The 18,838-nt window shown below is 72.8% G+C and carries 20 protein-coding genes; 7 read left to right on the top strand and 13 right to left on the bottom strand.

Annotation, left to right across the window (positions count from 1 at the left end; translation table 11 throughout):
* The coding region (locus tag EFE23_RS17670; RefSeq protein WP_305034574.1) for a ferric reductase-like transmembrane domain-containing protein at positions 1–994 on the bottom strand (994 nt) is incomplete at its 3' end.
* A gap of 275 nt (positions 995–1,269) precedes the next feature.
* On the opposite strand from EFE23_RS17670, the gene EFE23_RS17665 reads away from it, so the two are divergent.
* Positions 1,270–2,712 (top strand): alpha-amylase, encoded by a 1,443-nt coding sequence (locus EFE23_RS17665; protein ID WP_123242043.1) that lies wholly within the window; start codon positions 1,270–1,272, stop codon positions 2,710–2,712.
* 118 nt (positions 2,713–2,830) lie between these two features.
* Positions 2,831–3,709: a L,D-transpeptidase gene (locus EFE23_RS17660; RefSeq protein WP_123242042.1), complete on the top strand. Its 879-nt coding sequence runs from the start codon at positions 2,831–2,833 to the stop codon at positions 3,707–3,709.
* Positions 3,710–3,764: 55 nt separating this feature from the next.
* Here the strand turns inward: EFE23_RS17660 and EFE23_RS17655 are convergent, their stop codons facing one another.
* The 5 genes from EFE23_RS17655 to EFE23_RS17635 all read right to left on the bottom strand — a co-directional run bounded on the left by EFE23_RS17655 (position 3,765) and on the right by EFE23_RS17635 (position 8,872).
* Entirely contained in the window at positions 3,765–4,388 is a 624-nt protein-coding gene (locus EFE23_RS17655) for a response regulator transcription factor (RefSeq protein WP_123242041.1), read from the bottom strand.
* Between the two features lie 4 nt (positions 4,389–4,392).
* Positions 4,393–5,550, bottom strand: coding sequence for a sensor histidine kinase (locus EFE23_RS28550; protein ID WP_199737119.1), 1,158 nt, complete (start codon positions 5,548–5,550; stop codon positions 4,393–4,395).
* A gap of 22 nt (positions 5,551–5,572) precedes the next feature.
* Positions 5,573–6,376: an ABC transporter permease gene (locus EFE23_RS17645; RefSeq protein ID WP_123242040.1), complete on the bottom strand. Its 804-nt coding sequence runs from the start codon at positions 6,374–6,376 to the stop codon at positions 5,573–5,575.
* A 29-nt stretch (positions 6,377–6,405) separates the two neighbouring features.
* A complete protein-coding gene (locus EFE23_RS17640) occupies positions 6,406–7,299 on the bottom strand; it encodes an ABC transporter ATP-binding protein (RefSeq protein WP_123242039.1) in 894 nt (297 codons plus the stop codon).
* Positions 7,300–7,414: 115 nt separating this feature from the next.
* Positions 7,415–8,872, bottom strand: coding sequence for a DHA2 family efflux MFS transporter permease subunit (locus EFE23_RS17635; RefSeq protein WP_123242038.1), 1,458 nt, complete (start codon positions 8,870–8,872; stop codon positions 7,415–7,417).
* Between the two features lie 109 nt (positions 8,873–8,981).
* Here EFE23_RS17635 and EFE23_RS17630 point away from each other — a divergent pair, with 109 nt between their 5' ends.
* Together EFE23_RS17630 and EFE23_RS17625 are read left to right on the top strand one after the other, a co-directional pair.
* On the top strand, positions 8,982–9,722 hold the full coding sequence (locus EFE23_RS17630; protein WP_123242044.1) for a TetR/AcrR family transcriptional regulator: 741 nt from the start codon (positions 8,982–8,984) through the stop codon (positions 9,720–9,722).
* 41 nt (positions 9,723–9,763) lie between these two features.
* On the top strand, positions 9,764–10,615 hold the full coding sequence (locus tag EFE23_RS17625) for an alpha/beta hydrolase (RefSeq protein WP_123242037.1): 852 nt from the start codon (positions 9,764–9,766) through the stop codon (positions 10,613–10,615).
* 64 nt (positions 10,616–10,679) lie between these two features.
* On the opposite strand, the gene EFE23_RS17620 is transcribed toward EFE23_RS17625, so the two are convergent.
* Together EFE23_RS17620 and EFE23_RS17615 are read right to left on the bottom strand one after the other, a co-directional pair.
* Positions 10,680–10,934, bottom strand: coding sequence for a hypothetical protein (locus tag EFE23_RS17620; RefSeq protein WP_123242036.1), 255 nt, complete (start codon positions 10,932–10,934; stop codon positions 10,680–10,682).
* On the bottom strand, positions 10,931–11,245 hold the full coding sequence (locus EFE23_RS17615; protein ID WP_123242035.1) for a DivIVA domain-containing protein: 315 nt from the start codon (positions 11,243–11,245) through the stop codon (positions 10,931–10,933). The genes EFE23_RS17620 and EFE23_RS17615 overlap by 4 nt, the downstream gene beginning before the upstream one ends.
* Before the next feature lie 275 nt (positions 11,246–11,520).
* On the opposite strand from EFE23_RS17615, the gene EFE23_RS17610 reads away from it, so the two are divergent.
* Together EFE23_RS17610 and EFE23_RS17605 are read left to right on the top strand one after the other, a co-directional pair.
* The gene (locus EFE23_RS17610; protein ID WP_123242034.1) at positions 11,521–12,357 is read left to right on the top strand and encodes a helix-turn-helix domain-containing protein; all 837 of its coding nucleotides are present in this window, start codon (positions 11,521–11,523) and stop codon (positions 12,355–12,357) included.
* 13 nt (positions 12,358–12,370) lie between these two features.
* Positions 12,371–12,577 carry a DUF397 domain-containing protein gene (locus tag EFE23_RS17605; RefSeq protein ID WP_123242033.1) on the top strand — a complete coding sequence of 69 codons (207 nt, stop codon included), beginning with the start codon at positions 12,371–12,373 and terminating at the stop codon, positions 12,575–12,577.
* Between the two features lie 162 nt (positions 12,578–12,739).
* On the opposite strand, the gene EFE23_RS17600 is transcribed toward EFE23_RS17605, so the two are convergent.
* The 3 genes from EFE23_RS17600 to EFE23_RS17595 are packed head-to-tail and all read right to left on the bottom strand — an operon-like array spanning position 12,740 to position 15,550.
* Positions 12,740–14,848, bottom strand: coding sequence for a prolyl oligopeptidase family serine peptidase (locus EFE23_RS17600; RefSeq protein ID WP_233601040.1), 2,109 nt, complete (start codon positions 14,846–14,848; stop codon positions 12,740–12,742).
* A 7-nt stretch (positions 14,849–14,855) separates the two neighbouring features.
* The gene (locus EFE23_RS28985) at positions 14,856–15,272 is read right to left on the bottom strand and encodes a type II toxin-antitoxin system VapC family toxin (RefSeq protein ID WP_233601039.1); all 417 of its coding nucleotides are present in this window, start codon (positions 15,270–15,272) and stop codon (positions 14,856–14,858) included.
* A complete protein-coding gene (locus tag EFE23_RS17595) occupies positions 15,269–15,550 on the bottom strand; it encodes a hypothetical protein (RefSeq protein WP_123242031.1) in 282 nt (93 codons plus the stop codon). The genes EFE23_RS28985 and EFE23_RS17595 overlap by 4 nt, the downstream gene beginning before the upstream one ends.
* 103 nt (positions 15,551–15,653) lie before the next feature.
* On the opposite strand from EFE23_RS17595, the gene EFE23_RS17590 reads away from it, so the two are divergent.
* Positions 15,654–16,796 (top strand): site-2 protease family protein, encoded by a 1,143-nt coding sequence (locus tag EFE23_RS17590; RefSeq protein WP_123242030.1) that lies wholly within the window; start codon positions 15,654–15,656, stop codon positions 16,794–16,796.
* Here EFE23_RS17590 and EFE23_RS17585 read toward each other — a convergent pair.
* Together EFE23_RS17585 and EFE23_RS17580 are read right to left on the bottom strand one after the other, a co-directional pair.
* On the bottom strand, positions 16,793–18,058 hold the full coding sequence (locus EFE23_RS17585) for an FAD-binding protein (RefSeq protein ID WP_123242029.1): 1,266 nt from the start codon (positions 18,056–18,058) through the stop codon (positions 16,793–16,795). The genes EFE23_RS17590 and EFE23_RS17585 overlap by 4 nt on opposite strands.
* A complete protein-coding gene (locus EFE23_RS17580; RefSeq protein WP_123242028.1) occupies positions 18,055–18,834 on the bottom strand; it encodes a hypothetical protein in 780 nt (259 codons plus the stop codon). The genes EFE23_RS17585 and EFE23_RS17580 overlap by 4 nt, the downstream gene beginning before the upstream one ends.
* Positions 18,835–18,838: the final 4 nt, after the last annotated feature.

Raw genomic sequence — 18,838 nt, 5'->3', positions numbered from 1 at the left:
CGCCGGAGACCGGTTCCTCGGCGCGCCGGCGGCGGTCGGCGGCGACCCGGACCGGCTCGCGCAGCGACCCGGGCTCCGGCACCACCGGTACGGCGAACCGCTCCGGGTCCCGCCGCCGGGCGGTGCCGGCCGGCGCGGTCCAGGTGGCGGTGGTCTCCGCCCAGCTCGACTCGCGGCCCCGGGCGCGGCTCTCCTTCTCCTCCCTGCCGGCACGCCGGCGGGTCAGCCCGGCGAGCAGGCCCGGGCTCTCCTCCCGGCCGGTCATCGCCTTGTTGAGCGCGGCGGCCTGGTGCTGCTCCCGGCTGCGCCGGCCGACGTAGACGGAGAAGCGGACCAGCAGCGCCACCACCACCAGCAGCACGCAGGCGAGGTAGCTGAGCACCACCCAGGTCTTCGCGGCGCGGCCGGCGTTGAGCCCGTGAATCAGCGCGAACGGCCAGGAGACGTACGCCATCGAGTGCAGCGCGCGCCAGAACCACTTGGGACCGACCCCGGCGAAGCGGACCCGGATCAGCCCGGTCCAGAGCACGCTCACCATGAGGAAGGCGGCGACGGTGCCCAGCCCGACGTAGAGGCCGGTGCCGCCGATGAACGGCACGACCGCGTCGGTCGGGGCGGCCCGGCCGATGGCGATCTTGGTGATGACGTGGAAGACCAGCCCGGCCACGCCGAGGATCCCGGTGGCCCGGTGCGCCGACTGGAGCAGCACCCGGTGCCGGATGAGCAGCACCAGCCGGTCGGTGGCGAGCAGCCCCAGCATCACGGTGAGGCTGAGCGAGACCAGGGCGACCACCCCGGCGAAGAACTCGGTGAAGAAGAATCCGTACGCGTACATGGTGGTGCCCGCGCCGGCCAGTTCGAGGCCGGCCCAGGCGAGGGCCAGCACGGACCCGCCGAGCGCGGCCATCGCGGGTTTCGACATGGTCCGGGCACCTCGGCTGGTGCTGGTGGTGCGGACGGTCGCGGCCTTCTCGTTCTGCTGTGCCCGGGCCATCTGCTCCTCGATCTCTCGCAGCGCCTGCTCCCCCTCCAGTACGGACGGACGTCGCGAGCGGATGAGTCCGGTGGCGAATTTCTCTGCCGGTCCGTCGAACCGGCCGCCCCCGGCGCGCGTGTAGCCGCATCTGGCGCCGATCGCAACGACGCATTTCCATCCGTTGACAGGAATTGCAACGCGCTTGTAACCTTGCCGAAAATTTCAGCCGGTCCTGCAAGAAGCCGGCACCGCGCCTCCCCCACGTCCCCGTCCCCCGCACCGCAGGAGTCCCGATGCATCGACGCCGAAGCGCGGCAGCTCTCGCCGTCGGCCTGGCCGCCGGCCTGCTCGTCCCCACCACCGTGGCGGCACCCCCGGCCGCCGCGACCACCCCCGGCAGCAAGAGGGTCATCGTCCAGCTCTTCGAATGGAACTGGAAGTCGGTGGCCAGCGAGTGCACCGCCACGCTCGGCCCGAAGGGCTACGGCTTCGTGCAGGTCTCGCCGCCCCAGGAGCACGTCAAGGGCAACCCGTGGTGGGTCGCCTACCAGCCGGTCAGCTACCGGATCGAGTCCCGCAAGGGCACCCGCGCCGAGTTCCAGGCGATGGTCAACACCTGCCACAACGCCGGGGTGAAGGTCCTCGTCGACACCGTGGTCAACCACATGTCCGGGCAGGACAACGGCGGCACCGGCTGGGCCGGCACGACGTACGGCCACTACAGCTACCCGGGCACCTACGGGTCGCAGGACTTCCACCACTGTGGCCGCAACGGCAACGACGACATCGTCAACTACGGCGACCGGTACGAGGTGCAGAACTGCGAGCTGGTGAACCTCGCCGACCTGGCCACCGAGACCGACTACGTCCGCACCCGGCTCGCCACGTACATGAATGACCTGCTGTCGCTCGGCGTGGACGGGTTCCGGCTGGACGCCAGCAAGCACATGCCGGCCGCCGACATCGCCGCCATCAAGGGCAAGCTCTCCCGCTCGGCGTACCTGGTGCAGGAGGTCATCTACGGCGCCGGGGAGCCGATCCAGCCGACCGAGTACACCGGCAACGGCGACGTGCACGAGTTCCGGTACGGCAAGGACCTGGCCCGGATGTTCAACAGCGAGCGGCTGGCGTACCTGAAGAACTTCGGCGAGGCCTGGGGCTACCTGTCGAGCAGCAAGGCGGTGGTCTTCACCGACAACCACGACACCCAGCGCGACGGCGGCGTGCTCACCTACCGGGACCGCGGCGAGTACGCCCTGGCGAACGCCTTCATGCTGGCCTGGCCGTACGGCACCCCGGCGGTGATGTCGAGCTTCACGTTCAGCAACAAGGACCAGGGCCCGCCCTCGGACGCCAACAACAAGACGCTGAACACCACCTGCTACTCGGGCTGGGAGTGCGAGCACCGCTGGCGCGTCATCGCCAACATGGTCGGCTTCAACAACGCCACCCAGGGCGCGGCGGTCGCCAACTGGTACGACAACGGATACCAGCACATCGCCTTCAGCCGGGCCGGCAAGGGCTACCTGACCATCAACGACGAGGACTTCGCGATCACCGGCCGCTCGTACTACACCGGCCTGCCCGCCGGGCGGTACTGCGACGTCATCCACGGCGACTGGAGCAACGGCTCGTGCAGCGGGCCGGTGATCACCGTGGACTCCGCCGGCTGGTTCGCGGCGAACATCAACGCGCACGACGCGGTGGCCATCCACATCGGCGCGAAGCTGTCCTGAGCCGGGCCGCACCCGACGGCCCACGCGCGCCGGCCCGATCCGACCGCTCGCGCGACCAGGAGCCCCGTACCCCGCGATACGGCGGAGTGCGGGGCTTCCGGTCGTTTACAGTCCTTTTGTGCTGTTTGACCGATTGATTTCACGGTGGACCCTCGGCTGGCTGCTCGCCGCGTTCGGCGTACCGCTGCTGCTGGCGGCCGCGCTGCTGGTCGGGCGGGCGCTCACCGTCAGCCCGGCGCCGGCGCCGGTGGCCGCCGCGCCCCGCACGCCGGCGACGGCCGATCCGAGCCCGACACCGACCGAATCGGTGCCGCCCGCCGCCCCCGCGCCCGACGACCTGCCGGTGGTCACCTACGACCCGGCCCCCGGCGGCTTCCCCGCCGACCCGGGCGCGGCCGACACCCGGCCGGTCACCGAGGGACTCGCGCCGAAACGCACCATCGCCGCGTACGACGCGCCGGGCGGCCGGCCGCGGGCCTTCCTCGCCCCGACCATCAGCGACGTCCCGCTGACCATGCCGATCGTCGACCGGCGGGTCGGCTGGACCGCCGTGCTGCTGCCGTCGGCGAACCGCCGGATCGCCTGGCTGCCGGCCGGCGGATGGGACACGGTCACGCTGCGCGACCAGCTCGTGGTGGAACGCCGGCCGCACCGGCTCACCTGGTACCGGGACGGTCGGGCCGTCCATTCCTGGCAGGTCAGCCTCGGCATGACGGGGCAGTCCACCCCGCTCGGCCGCACCTTCATCCTGGGCCGGACGCCCCCGCCGCAGGAGGTCTACGGCGGGGTGGACATCTTCGCCCTCGGCGCGATCCCCGACGACCCGGACGCGGTGCCCACCGGCCTGCGCGGCGCGCACATCGGCCTGCACAGCTGGCACAACGACGACACCCTCGGCGAGAACGTCACCAACGGCTGCATCCGGCTGACCCGCAGCGGCCAGCGCCAACTCCTCGCCGAGGTACGCCCCGGGACCGCCGTCGTCGTGGTGGATTGAAAGGAGGGGCCCCTTTTTAACAGACGTCTGTTAAAAAGGGGCCCCTCCTTTCACCTCAGCCGCCCAGCAGCCAGCCGTTCTCCTCGGCAACCCGGACGGCGTCGGCCCGGTTGCGGGCGCCCGTCTTGCCGATCGCCGCGGAGAGATGGTTGCGGACCGTCCCCTCGGACAGGTGCAGCGTGGCGGCCAGCTCGGCGACCGTCCCGCCGCCCCGGGCGGTACGCAGCACCTCCGTCTCCCGCTCGGTCAGCGGGCTCGCCCCGGTGGCCAGGGTCTCCGCCGCCAGGGTCGGGTCGACGACCCGCAGGCCGGCGTGCACCCGGCGGACCGCGTCGGCGAGCTGCCGGGCCGGGGTGTCCTTGACCACGAAGCCGTTCGCGCCGGCCTCCATCGCCCGGCGCAGGAAGCCGGGGCGGCCGAAGGTGGTCACCACCAGCACCCGGCAGTCCGGCAGCGCGGCCCGCAGCGCCCCGGTGGCGGCGATCCCGTCCAGGCCGGGCATCTCCACGTCGAGCAGGGCCACGTCCGGCCGGGTGCGGAGCGCCTCGGGGACCACCTCGTCGCCGCGGCCCACCTCGGCGACCACGGTCAGGTCCGGCTCCAGCGACAGCAGCGCGGCGAGCGCCCCCCGGACCAGGGCCTGGTCGTCGGCGAGCAGCAGCCGGATCGGTTCGGTCACCGGGTCATCCTCCGTCCCGCTCGCCGGCCGCCGCCGGCAGGGCCACCCGGAGCTGGAAGCCCCGGCCGTCGGGACGGCGGCCGACGGTGACGGTGGCGTCCAGCCGCCGGGCCCGCTCGCGCAGCCCGACCAGGCCGTGCCCCGCGGCGCCCGGCTCGCCGGCCGGCCCTCGGCCGTCGTCGCGGACCTCGACCGTCGCCGGGCCGACCCGGATCTCGCACCGCCGCGCCCCGCTGTGCCGGACCACGTTGGTCACGCCCTCGCGGACCGTCCAGCCGAACAGCTCGTCCCGCTCCGCCGGCAGCGACGGCACTGTCTCCGGCAGCTCCGCGGCGATGCCCGCGGCGGCCAGCGCCGAGCGGGCCCCGGCCAGCTCCGTCGCCAGTTTCACCCCCCGGTACGCCCCGACGGTGCCGCGCACGTCGGCGAGCGCCTGCCGGGCCAGCCGCTCCACGTCGGCGATCTCGGTGGCCGCGCGGGCCGGGTCCAGCTCCAGCAGCCGCCCGGCCAGCTCGGCCTTGACCGCCACCACGGTGAGCGAGTGCCCGAGGATGTCGTGCAGGTCCCGGGCGGTCCGGGCCCGCTCCTCGGCCACCGCCAGCCGGCGGATCTCCTGCTGGGCGGCCTGGAGTTCGGCGTTGCGCTGGGTCAGCCGGGTCACCCCGAACATGGCGAACGAGGCGAGCAGCACCGCGAAGACCACGGTGCCCTCCGCCTCCCATCCGGGCACCAGCGCGGCGGCCACCGGCGGGGTCAGCGCCGCCAGCGCCACCACGACCAGGGCCTGCCGGTTCGGCAGCAGGAACACCGCCGCCGCGGCGACGAAGACCAGGGTGGTCAGCCAATCGCCCCCGGTGCCCGGAATACCGGCCAGCCCGAGCCCGACCAGCAGCGCCAGGGCCACCCAGGCCGGGCCGAGCGGGATGGCCCGGTGGGCGAGCCGGTGGGCCCGGGCCCACTGGAAGACCCACACGTAGCAGAAGCCGAAGACGACAAGCGTGGTCGCGCCGAGGACCCGTCGCCAGACCTCGGCCTGGTGCAGCGCGGTGAGCAGCGGGATGTTGAGGAAGAACAGCCAGACGGCGGCGAGCAGCCAGCCGGTGAACCGCCAATGGGTCACCGGCTGCTGCGCGCGTTCCGCCGGCAGGGCCACGGTGAACACGCTAACCTCCACCGCCCGCCGGTCAGACCCGGCTGGTGTCGCGGCGGAACAGTCGGGCCGCGCCGAGGCCGAAGAAGGCGGTCCAGGCGGCGACGTTGCCGACGGCCACCCAGTCCAGCCCGTCCCCGGTCAGCGGGGACCGGGCGAGCTGGCCGACGCCGTACACGGGGGTGAACTTGGCGATCTGCTGCATCACGTGCGGCAGCATGTCGAGCGGGAAGAACAGGCCACCCAGCATGGCCAGGATCGCCAGCACCGGGCCCATGAACTGCATGACGTTCTCGGCCGGGGCGAGGTAGCCGACGAAGAGGCCGAAGGCGGCGAACACCAGCGAGCCGATCCACGCGGTCAGCCCGGACTCGATCCAGACGTGCACCGGCAGCTTGACCCCGGAGGCGGCGCCGACGGCGAACTCGACCAGCACGCCGAGCAGGCCGAGCACCATCGCGGTGGCCACCTTGGTGGCCACGTACGCGGCCGGGCGCAGCGGGGTGAGCCGCAGCTGCCGGCTCCAGCCCAGCGCCCGTTCGGTGGCGACCGCCGCCCCGGCGCTGGTGGTGGCGACCATCGCCGCGTAGACGGCCAGGCTGATCATGATCCAGCCGGTGACCGGCAGGCCGTTGTCCAGGTTCTGGCCGCGCTGCGGCAGCCCGAAGAGCAGGAAGAAAACCGCCGGCATGATCAGGATGAAGACCAGGGTGCGGCGGTTGCGCAGCACCCGGCGGATCTCGATGCCGAGTACGGCCGGCGAGAACCCGCCCAGGGCGGGCGGCCGGCGGTCCCCGGCCCGGGTCGAGGTGGTGGCGGGCGAGGTGGTGACGGTCATCTCGGGCTCCGGTGTCAGAGAATCGGCGGTCAGGCGGCGGAGGTGGTCAGGGCGAGGAACGCGTCCTCGAGGTTGCGCGAGGTGATCTCCAGGTCCCGGGCGGCGGTCCGGGTGAGCAGGTGCCGGGCGACGAGGTCGGAGTCCTCGGTGTGCACGAGGATCGCGTCGCCGCGTACCTCGACCGCCTGCACGCCGGGAAGCGCGGCCAGCGCGGCCTGGTCGGCGCCGGGCAGGGTGGCCCGGACGAGCCGGCCGGCGGCCAGGTTCTTGATCTCGGCGGTGGTCCCGTCGGCGACCACCCGGCCCTGGCGGACCAGCACGATCCGGTCCGCGTACGCGTCGGCCTCGTCCAGGTAGTGGGTGGCGAAGAGGACGGTCCGGCCGGACCGGGCGTCGGCCCGGATCGCCTGCCAGAAGTCGCGCCGGCCCTCGACGTCCATCCCGGTGGTCGGCTCGTCCAGCACCATCAGGTCCGGGTCCGGCAGCAGCGCCAGGGCGAACCGCAGCCGCTGCTGCTGGCCGCCGGAGCACTTGCCCACCGGCCGGTCGGCGATGTCGGCGATGCCCGCGCGCTCCAGCACCTCGGACACCGGGCGGGTGTGGCCGTAGAAGTGCGCGGTCATCCGTACCGTCTCGGCGACGGTGAGGTCCTTGAGCAACCCGCCGGTCTGCATCACGGCGGCGACCCGGCCGAGCCGGACGGCCTCGGCCGGGGTGCCGCCGAAGAGCCGGACGGCGCCGGCGTCCGGGCGGGCCAGGCCGAGAAGCATGTCCACCGTGGTGGTCTTGCCGGCGCCGTTGGGGCCGAGGAAGGCCACCACCTCGCCCGGGGAGATCCGGAGGCTGAGTCCGTCGACGGCGGTCACCGGGCCGAAGGTCTTGGTGAGTCCGGCCAGTTCGACGGCCGGTGCGGTGTCGGTCATGACAATGATGGTCCGGCCCCGGGCGTCCGGTTCCCCGGCACGACCGTCACCTTCGGACCATGACATTTGTCAGGCCCGCCCGGGCGGGGCGGCCGCGCCGCCCGGGCGGGTGCCGTCAGTGCCCGCCGCCGACCCCTTCCCTTGCCCGGCGCGGCAGCAGGAACGCGCCGAGGAGCGTGACCACCAGCAGGCCCAGCTCCGCGACGAGGGTGAGCCGCACGGCGTGCGTGACCCCGTGCCCGAGCGCGTCGAAGAAGACGGTGCCGAGCAGGGCGACCCCGAGCGCCCCGCCGAGCTGCTGGACGGCGGTCAGCGTGCCGGAGGCGGAGCCGGTCTCCCCCTCCTCCACCCCGGAGAGCACGATGTCGAAGAACGGCGCCATCACCAGGCCCATGCCGAAGCCGACCGCGAGCAGCGCCGGGGTCATCCGCCACGGGGTGACGTGGTCGCCGGCCAGGTGCAGGGTGAGCAGCATCCCGGCGACCCCGGCCAGCACCACCACGAGCCCGAGGTGGATGAGCCGCCGGCCGAGCCGTTGGGCGAGTCCCGCCCCGGCGATGACGAAGGCGACCACCATGCCGAGCGCCTGCGGCACCCCGGCCAGGCCGGTACGCAGCGGCGACCAGCCGAGCCCGAGCTGGAGGTAGAGGCTGAACACCAGCGAGAAACCGGCGAGCGCGGTGAAGAAGGCCAAGCCGGCGACGAGCCCGCCGGTGAACGCGCGGCGCCGGAACAGGGTGGGCACCACCAGCGGGTCCCGCCCGGCGCGCTGCCGGCGCAGCTCGTAGCCGGCGAAGACCGCGAAGACCACGGCGGCCCCGGCCAGCATGGCGAAGGCCCAGCCGGGCCAGTCGTGCTCCCGCCCCTGCACCAGCGGGTACACCAGGAGCAGGGCGCCGAGCGAGACGAGCCCGACGCCGGGCAGGTCGAGGCGGCTGGCGTGGGTGGCGCGGGACTCGGGCAGGAAGCGCGCCGCGCCGACGGCGGCGAGCAGGCCGAGCGGGACGTTGATCAGGAAGATGGCGCGCCAGCCGGTGCCGGCGAGGTCGGCGTCGATCAGCCAGCCGGCCAGGATCGGGCCGCCGACGGCGGAGATCCCCATCACCGGGCCGAACGCGCCGAACGCGGCGGCGAGCTGCTTCGGTGGGAACATCTCCTTGATCAGTCCGAGGCCCTGCGGGAGCAGCACCGCCCCGAACAGGCCCTGGGCCACCCGGGCGGCGATCAGCGTGCCGGGGCTGCCGGCGAGCGCGCAGAGGGCCGAGGCGGCGGTGAAGCCGAGGACCCCGATCAGGAACATCCGGCGCCGGCCGTACAGGTCGCCGAGACGGCCGCCGGTGACCAGGCCGACGGCCATGGCCAGGGTGTAGCCGGCGCCGATCCACTGGATCACGGTGGGCGAGCCGCCGAGGTCGGCCCGGATGGCCGGGCCGGCGAGGTTGGTGACCAGCACGTCGAGCAGGTCCATCACCTCGGCGGCGAGGATCACCGCCAGGGCGAACCAGCGCCAGGGGTGGCCCTCCGGTTCCGTCCCGGCGCCCGGCGGTGCCGGTGCGGTGAGTTCGGTGGTCATGACATCCCCCGATCGGATAGCGAACACTGTTCGTTGACGAACACTGTTCTATCAACGAACGGCGTTCGCGGCAAGTACAATGTTCGAGTCCCCGATCCGGAGGTCGTCCGTGAGCGAACAGCCCGCCCCGCCCTGGCGTACCCGGCCCCGCGGCCGCGCGCCCCGACAGGCGCTCAGCCAGCAGGCGGTGGTCGACGCCGCCCTCGCCGTGATCAGCCGGGAGGGGCTGGGCGGGCTGAGCATGCGCCGGGTCGCCCAGGAACTGGGCACCGGCCCGGCCTCCCTGTACGCCCACGTCTCCGGCCGGGAGGAGCTGCTCGAACTGCTCGTCGACCGGGCCAGCGCGGAGATCACCGTCCCGGAGCCGGACCCGGACCACTGGCGGGAGCAGGTCCGGGACGTGGCGCGGCAGGCGTACCGGGTCTACGCCACGCACACCGAGCTGGCGCTCGCCTCGCTGGCCACCATCCCCAGCGGGCCGAACGCGCTGCGGGTCACCGACGGCCTGCTCGCCATCCTGCGGGCCGGTGGCGTGCCGGCGCAGCCGGCGGCCTGGTTCCTGGACCGGCTCTTCCTCTACATCGCCGGGGACGCCTACGAGGGCGCCCTGTACGCGGAAAAGGTCCGCGCCTCCGGCCAGGACCCGCAGACCTGGTGGGCCCGGCTGCGGACGCAGCTCACCGACTACTACCGGAGCCTGCCGCCGGGCAGCTACCCGCATCTTCAGGAGCACCTGGACGAGCTGATGAACGGCGACGGCGACGTCCGCTTCGAGTTCGGGCTCGACCTGCTGATCCAGGGCGTCGCCGGGCACGTGCCCGCCGGGAGTGAGCGCGACCGGGCCGGGTAACCGACGCACTCGTCCGAGGGCGACCGAACGGGGGAACGGCCATGGGGGTACCGACGGGACGGGTCGACACGATCGTGCTGATCCACGGACTCTGGATGACCTCGCGCAGCTGGGAGAAGTGGGTCGACCGGTACGCGGCGCGCGGCTTCCGGGTGCTCACCCCGGCCTGGCCCGGCATGGACCGGGAGGTCGAACAGCTCCGGGCGGACCCGAGCCCGATCGCCGACCAGCGGATCAGCAACATCGTCGACCACTACGCGGCGATCATCCGGGACCTGCCCCGGCCGCCGATCATCATGGGGCACTCGTTCGGCGGGCTGATCACCCAACTGCTGGTCGACCGGGGGCTCGGCGCCGCCGGGGTCGCCATCCACCCCGCCCAGATCAAGGGCGTGGTGAAGCTGCCGCTCGCCACGTTGCGCTCCTCGTACTCGATCCTGCACAACCCGGCCAACCGCCATCGCGCGGTGCCGTTCACCCGCGAGGAGTTCCGGTACTCCTTCGGCAACACGATCAGCCAGGAGGAGTCGGACGCCGCCTGGGAGCGGTACGCCGTACCCGGCGCGGGTCACGTCCTGTTCGAGGCGGCGTTCGCCAACCTGAACCCGGACGCGGCCACGAAGGTGGACACCAAGCGGGAGGATCGGGCCCCGCTGCTGCTGACCGCCGGCGGCGAGGACCACGTGGTGCCCCCGTCGGTGGTGTCCAGCAACGCCAACCTCTACCGGGGCTCCAACGCGATCACCAGCTACCGGGAGTTCCCCGGCCGGTCGCACTTCGTCGGCGGCGAGCCGGGCTGGGAGGAGGAGGCCGACTTCGCGCTCGAATGGGCGGTCGAGGCGGCCAACGAGTACTCCCCCACCGTGGTCAGCGAGGCCCCCCGCCGTCGCTGAGCGGCCAGGCGGGGCGGCAGGGCCGCTTCGACCGGGTCGGCCTGCCGGGCGGACAGGCCGGCGCTCACCGCAACCGGAACCGGCGGGAGCATTCGCCGTCATGGTCGGGGCGGAGCAGGCAACGCTGCCCGCCGGGCAGCAGCCGGTCGCAGAAGGCCCAGTGGCGGACGTTCTGCTCGTCCTCCGGGGAGACGGTCGTGCCGCCGGGTTCGGTCTGCGGCAGGACGTGGGTCCAGTGCGCCACCACCCGGGCGAGCCGCTGCGCGGAGGCCAGGTCGCTGACGACCACCGGCAGGTGGATGACCCAACGTTCGCTCACCGGCCCGCGCTCCGCTCCAGGCGGGCCCGGGCCTGCTCGGACTGCCAGCGGTGCAGCGCGGTCTTGATCCGGTCGGTCTCCCGGCGGCTCTCGGCGAGCGCGTCGTAGACGGCGGCCAGGTCACCGGCGACCCGGTCGAGGAATTCCCGCACCTCCCCCGGGTCGAGCCCGCGCCGGCCGAGCGGGGTGGGCCGGAACCGCCGCTCACGCACCTGCCACGGGCGCAGCGGATGGTAGGCGGCCGAGCGGTAGCAGGTCGACCCGAGGACCGACCGCTGGCGACGCCGGGCACGCCGGAGAAACACGCGCATGACAGGACCTGCCTCTCACCGTCGAGATCGAACCGTGGAAGGGCGGGCCCGTCGGCCCGCCGCGCACCGGCGGACCCACCCCGGCACCTGCCACCGCAGCCTGAGATCAGCAGTACGCCAGCAGGGCCCGTCGAACAGCCCGGAACCCGAGCGCACCGTGTAACTCAGGCGATCCGTAGCCTCACTCATCGTGCGACGGATCAGACCCTTTGCGCAACTCCCGATTAGGGAGCGTGTCGTTGCGAAGTCAGTCCGGTTCGGCGACACTGACAGCCATGACTGGAAGTCCGACCGTCCGACGTCGACGCCTGGCCGCCGCGCTGCGGCGCCTCCGCGAGCAGACCGGTATGACCGCAGACCAGGCCGCCAAGGAGGTAGGCATCTCGAAGTCGGCGCTGAGCCGCATCGAAAATGCCCAGGTCTCCGTCATGCCGCCGGTCGCCCGCGGGCTCCTTGAGCTGTACGGCGTCGAGGGCGACGAGGTTGATGCGCTCGTCCAGGTCGCCCGGGACGCCCGCAAGCGCGGCTGGTGGCAGGCGTACGACGACGTACTGCCGGACTGGTTCGAGGTCTACGTCGGACTGGAAGCGGAGGCGGCGGAGATCCGCGCCTTCCAGCCGCAACTGGTGCCGGGTCTTCTGCAAACGGCCGACTATGCCCGCGCGGTCATCCGCGCTGAGCATCCAGACGCGCCCAGCGAAGAGGTAGACCGGCGGGTTGAGCTGCGGATGCGCCGCCAGAACTCCGCCACTCCCCCAAAGCTCTGGGTGGTGCTGGACGAGGCGACCCTGCGGAGACCGGTCGGTGGAGCCGAGGCGTTCAAGGCGCAGTTGCGGCGGCTGGCCGAAGAGGCAGAGCGGCCTGGCCGCACGATCCAGATCCTGACCTTCGGCGCAGGCGAGTACGGGTCAATGGGCAGTGCCTTCAGCGTGCTGTCCTTCCCGGAGCCAGCCGATCCGGGGGTCGTCTATGTCGAAACCCGCGCGGGTAGCCTCTATCTCGAAGGCCAACAGGTCAGGGAGTACAGCCGCGTCTTCGAGCACCTGGTCGCCACGGCGGCCAGTGCCCGGAAGTCGCGCGACCTGATCCAGGGGGCGATCGACCAGCTTTGAGAGGACGGCGCGGGTGGAAGAGGTCAACCAGGCCCCGGTGACCTGGCGCAAGAGCACCCGCAGCAACGGCTCCGGCGACTGCATCGAGGTTGCCGACAATCTGGCGGGCAAGGTCGGCGTGCGGGACAGCAAGGACCGCGAAGGTACGGTCCTCGCCTTCGAACCAAAGGCGTGGTCACGCTTTGTCCAGAGCGTCAAACGAAGGAAGCTCGATCACTAGGTTCGACCGAGGCGTGATGCTCGCCCGTCCATACCCACCCCGCGCCTGGCGCGGAGCGGTCGGAGCTGAGCTCGCCAGTTCGGCCTCGCGCGCAAGCCCGGCGCTCCGCGAGCTGCCGGCGTAGACCGTTGAGCAGGGTCTTGCCCTGCGCCTGGAGCGCCTTCAGCTCGACCGGTGGATTTTGCGGGCGGCCCGCTCGTCCGCGTCGTCCGGCGACCCCTGGCGTGGTGGGGCGGCGCGCGGCGGCTCGGTCAGCTTCCGCCAGAGGAACTCCAGCGTCAGCGCCGAGATGAACGCGCGCTGCTCGTTGTTGGCGGCGGCGCCGTGCCCGCCCTCGACGTTCTCGTAGTAGGACACGTCGTGGCCGTGCTCACGCAGCCGGGCCGCCATCTTGCGGGCGTGCCCCGGATGCACCCGATCGTCGCGGGTGGAGGTGACGAGCAGCACCGGCGGGTACGCGAGCTCGCTGCGGATGTTGTGGTACGGCGAGTATTCCCGCAGGTAGGCCCAGTCCGCCTCCCGGTCCGGGTCGCCGTACTCGGCCATCCACGAGGCGCCGGCCAGCAGCCGGTGATAGCGCCGCATGTCCAGCACCGGCACGTGCGCGACGACGGCGCCGAAGGACGCCGGGTAGCGGGTCAGCATCGCCCCCATCAGCAGCCCACCGTTGCTGCCACCCTCGATGCCGAGCCGCGCCGGCGTGGTGATCCCCCGCTCGACCAGGTCGGCCGCCACCGCGGCGAAGTCCTCGTACGCCCGGGGCCGGTTCTCCCGCATCGCCGCGCGGTGCCACTCGGGCCCGTACTCCCCACCGCCGCGGATGTTCGCCATGACGTACGTTCCGCCCCGGGCCAGCCAACCCCGGCCGACGACCCCGTCGTAGCCCGGTGTCATGGATACCTCATATCCGCCGTAGCCGGTGAGCAGCGCCGGGCCGCCGGGCCCGTCGGGGTTTCCCACCACGAAGTACGGCACCCGCGTGCCGTCGGCCGAGGTGGCGAAGAACTGGCGTACCGTCAGGCCGCCCGCGTCGAAGAACGCGGGCTCCCGCTTGAGAATCTCGACGGCACCGCCGACCCGCCCGAGCCGCAGCGTCGCCGGTTGGAGGAACCCTTCCGAGGCGAGCAGGAAGTCATCCCCGAGGTCCGGGTCCGTTTCCACGATCGAGCTGTGCTCATCCGCCGGCACCCCAGCGAGCGGCTCCCGCCGCCAGCCCGTCTCGCCCGGCGTCAGCACCTCCAGCCGGCTCCGCACGTCGGCGAGGGTGGCCAGGATCAGATGGTTCCGGGTCCAGGCGTAACCGTTGAACGCCGTGCGCGCCTCCGGCCGGAAGAGCACCACCAGCTCCCGCACACCGGCGAGGAAGGCGTCGAAGCGGGTCGCCAGCAGGGCGCCCGCGGGATAGGTCGCATCACCCACCGCCCATGGTGAGCGCAAACGGATCACCAGCCACTCCCGGTGCACGTCCCACTGGGCGTCCTCCGGCACGGCGATCCGGATCCGCTCGCCCGCCTCGGTCAGCAGGTGGTGCTCACTGCGGTAGAAGTCCAGGATGCGGCCCACGAAGTCGCGCTCGTAGCCGGGCGTCCGGTCGTGCGAGGCGTACACGACGAGGTCGTCCGCGCGGCCCTCGCAGACGACCTCGGCCTCGGACAGCGGGGTGCCCCGCCGCCATCGTTTGGCGATCCGCGCATACCCCGACGTGGTCAGCGAACCGGGCCCGAAGTCGGTGGCCACGTAGATGTGATCAGCGTCGATCCAGCAGACCCCGCTCTTGCCCTCGGGAAGGGTGAAGCCGTCCTCGACGAAGGCCCGGCGAACCAGGTCGAACTCGCGCACCACCACCGCGTCCGCACCGCCCCGGGACAGGCTGACCAGGCAGCGCCGGTAGTCGGGCCGCAGCACCGTCACGTCGCTCCAGACCCAGTTCTCCCCCTCGTCGGCGGCCAACGCGTCGACGTCGAGCAGCACGTCCCACTCCGGCTCGCGCCGCCGGTACTGGTCAACGGTGGTCCGGCGCCAGAGCCCACGGGGATGCGCGGCGTCCTGCCAGAAGTTGTAGTAGTAGCGGTCCCCGCGCCAGCCCGGGTAGGGAATGCGGTCCTCGGCGTCGAGCACCTGCCGGATCTCGTCCCGCAGGGCGGCGAACCGCTCGCCCCCGGTCAGCGCGGCGACGGTTTCCGCGTTGCGGTCCCGCACCCATCCGGCAGCGTCCGCACCATCAAGATCTTCCAGCCAGAGGTACGGATCCTCATCGATGCCTGTCGCCACCTCGCCACTATCCCCGAGCCCAGGTTTCGCTGATGTCGAGGATTTCCAAACCGGGCGGTGCCGCCGCCTCGACCACCTTTCGGTCCCCGGTGACCAGGTAGCAGCGATAGAGGACCGCGGTAGCGACCGCGTGTGCGACGTCCAGCGGCACGGAGAACGTGGCCGCGATCCTAGCCACCCGCCGACTGGTCGCCGCGTCATAGACCGCGACCTGGATGTCCCGGTCTGCCGTGAAGAGAAGATCAAGCATGGCGGCCGCTGGAGTGCCGGCCAGTTCGAGCTGCGCCTGGCCGAGGCAGAGCGCCGGGATCCACACCTGCTGGTCGGGATCCTCCTCGGCCAGGGTCAGGATGGCACCGGGCTCGACACTTGTGCCCGATGCGTACGCGAGCAGGGCAGAGGTGTCGAGGACAAGGCCGTTCATGCGCCAGCGGTCCCCTCGTCGTCGAACCGGCTCAGCCACTCCAGGTTCCGCGCGTGCTGCTCGTCGCTGATCGGCGGCTGGGCGGCCAAGCGAGCCCGCGTCCGCTCCACGTCCTGGTCGGTGACCAGATAACCAAGCTGCGCCCACCTCGCCCGGAGACTGTCGGCGCGCATCTTCCGGCGAAGGATTCCGGCGATGAAACCGGACGTGTTGCCCTGCGTGCGCTCGACGTACGCGGCCACGTCGTCGGGCAGGCTGATGGTGATGCGGCGCGTCATACTTTCAGCATACCTACTGCATACTGATGTGGTGTCCCCAGATGGTCACGCCCGTGACTTTCCGCCCTGGCATGGGGGACGGATAGCCGGGTATGACAGACCCATGAGGGCGAGTTTCCGGCTTGGCCGGGTCGCGGGCGTACCCGTCGGGGTCAACTGGAGCGTCCTGGTCATCTTCCTGCTGATCGCCTGGGCGCTGTCGGCCAGCCTGTTCCCGCGTTCCTACCCCGGCCACTCGGCCCTCGCGTACGGCGCGGCCGGGCTAGCCGCCGCGGTGGTCTTCTTCGTCGGCCTGCTCGCCCACGAGGTGGCGCACGCGGTGATCGCCAAGCGCAACGGGATCGAGGTCGAGGGGATCACGCTGTGGCTGTTCGGCGGGGTCTCCGAGCTGAAGGGCGAGGCCAAGGACCCGGGCGCCGAGCTGCGCATCGCCGGGGTCGGGCCGCTGGTGAGCCTGCTGATCGGGCTCTTCTTCGCGGCCGTCGCCGTGCTGCTCGCGGTGGCCGGGGTGCACGGGCTGCTGCTCGGCGCGCTGTCCTGGCTGGCCGGCATCAACGTGCTGCTGGCGATCTTCAACGTGCTGCCGGCCGCGCCGCTGGACGGCGGGCGGCTGCTGCGGGCCGCGGTGTGGAAGGCCACCGGGGACCGGACCAAGGCGTCGGTGGTGGCCGCCCGCGCCGGCTGGGTGCTCGGCATCGTGCTGATCGCCTTCGGGCTGTGGCGGTTCCTGGTCGGGGCGGGGATCGGCGGGCTCTGGCTCGCCCTGATCGGCTGGTTCCTGATCGGCGCGGCCGGCATGGAGGAGCGGCAGGCCCGGATGGGCAGCGCCCTGCGCGGGGTACGCGTCGCCGACGTGATGACCCCGCAGCCGCAGACCGCCTCCGGGGACATGACCGTGGCTGACTTCGTCGACCACTACCTCTTCGCGTACCGGCACTCGGCGCTGCCGCTGACCGACCAGGGGCGGCCGGTCGGCCTGGTCACCCTCGACCGGGTACGCGGCATCCCGGCCGATCGCCGCGCCTCGACCACCCTGGCCGAGGTGGCCTGCCGGGCCGACGAGCTGGTGCTCGCCTCCCCGGACGAGCAGCTCAACGAGCTGCTCCCCCGGCTCAGCGAGTGCGCCGACGGTCGCGCCCTGGTGGTGACCGACCAGCGGCTGGTCGGCATCGTCTCGCCCAGCGACATCAGCCGCGCGGTGCAGCGCGGCAGCCTGCGCGACCAGGCGGCCGGGGCCGGCCGCTAGTCGCGGGCGAAGTATCGGTCCAACTCGTCGGTGCGGAACTTCCCGGCCGGGTCGAACTCGCGCAGCAGGGCGCGGAAGTCGTCGAACCGGGGATAACCGGTGGCCGGGTCGCGGTCGAAGAGCTTGCCCCAGTGCGGGCGCGGCGCGAAGGGCGCCAGCCGCTCCTCCACCTCGGTCAGCACCGGCGCCACCGCCGCCGGGTCGCCGATCCAGGTGAAGTGCAGCGCGACGCTGTCCCGCTCGTAGTTGGGGCTGAGCCACAGGTCGTCGGCGGCGATCGTACGTATCTCGCAGATCTGCAGCACGGCGGCGATCCGCCCGGCGGCCGGCTCCAGCGCGGCGAGCGCCGCGGCGGCGTCGGCGCGGCCGACGTGCCACTCGGACTGGAGTTCGTCGCCGCTGCTCGGGGTGAACCCGAGCCGGAAGTGCGGCAGCCGCTCGTGCCACGGCCCGGCCTCGCCGAGCTGGATGGTGCAGTTCTCCGGCGGCATGCCGGGCACCGGGTGGACCGGCGCGTCCGCGGCGCGGGTGCCGAGCCAGTCCGCTGGGGGCGCCGGCTCGTCGGCGTGCCGCTTGAGCCACACCTGGTCGAGCCGGTCCGAGCGCCAGTCGGTGAAGACACTCGCGCTGTACGCGCCGTCGAGCGCGGCGTCCAGGGCGTGACGGGGCAGGCCGAGCCGGACGTACTGCCGGATGGCGAAGGTGGGCACCACGTCGAGGGTGAGCCGGGTGACCACGCCCAGCGCACCCAGGTTGACCACCATCCCGGCGAAGCGGGGATCGGTGCGGTCCACGGTGAGCAGCTCGCCGTCGGCGGTGACCAGCTCCAGCCCGGCCACGCCGGTGGCCAGGTTGCCGTTGGCCCGGCCCGAGCCGTGGGTGGCGGTGGCGACCGCGCCGGCCACCGAGATGTGCGGCAGCGACGCGAGGTTGGCCACCGCGTACCCGTCGGTGTGCAGCCGGGTGGCGAGGTCGCCGTAGCGCAGGCCGGCCGGGACGGTGACGGTGCCCCGGTCCCGGTCGAGCGTACCGGTGGGCGGCAGCCCGGCCAGGGAGATCAGGTCGCCGGTGGTGTCGCCGAGCCGGTTGAACGAGTGGCCGGTGCCGACCGCCCGGACCCGCTCGGCGCGGGCCACCAGCCGGCGCACCTCGTCCAGGGTCGTGGGCCGGTGCCGGGCGCGGGCCGAGTAGTGGACGTTGCCCGCCCAGTTGCGGCCGGCAACGGGCGGCGGGGCGGGGGTGGTGGCGGCAGGCTCGGTCACGCGGGGGTCGTCCGATCGGTCGGTGTGTCGGTGTCGGTCAGGGCGGCGCAGAGCGCGTCGAGCGCCGCGTCCACCTGGGCGCTGTCGTACCCGCGCAGGGCGACCTCCAGGCCGGCGGCCCGGGCCTGCTCGATCTCCGCCCGGGCGGCCCGCCGCTCCGCGTCACCGCCGTGGGCGAGCGCGTCCTGGGCCCGCCCGACGAGCCGGTCCACCTCGCGCATGTCGTAGCCGCGCAATCCACGGGTGAACGCGAACGTCGTTGTCGCGAACTCGCCGGCGGACAGCGTACGCGCGTCCGTGAAGCGGCCGCCCGACCAGCGGGTCAGCGCCGCCACCACCTCGTCGGGCTGCTCCCGCACCTGGTGGAGGTCGAGCAGTTCCACGGCTGGACGGTGGTCGCGCGGATGCCGCGCGGTGATCCGCACCCCCGGCGGGAACCCCGCCGCCGGCACCCCGACCAGCCGCGCGGACTCGTCGACGGCGAGCGCCTCGAACTGCTCCCACCGGTACGTCCCGCGCAGGCCGGGCCGGCGCACGTCCAACCCTTCCGGCCCGATCACGAAGCGGAACGGCCGCAGCGCGCCGACCAGCACCCGGCCGGCGATCAGCACGACGCCGAGGGCGACCAGCATCCGCAGCAGCGAGCCCTCGACGGCGACGCCGAGCACCATCACCCCGGCCGCCACGCAGATGATCGCCAGCGGCAGGTTGCCCCGGCTCCGGTGCAGCTCCACGCCCTCACCCCCGTCGTCGACGGCATCGTCCGGGTGCATCATGCGG

This window comes from Micromonospora solifontis, assembly GCF_003725545.1.
Taxonomy (GTDB): Bacteria; Actinomycetota; Actinomycetes; order Mycobacteriales; family Micromonosporaceae; genus Micromonospora; species Micromonospora solifontis.
Note: the sequence above shows the minus strand (reverse complement) of the source record. Positions and strands in the feature narration are given on the sequence as shown.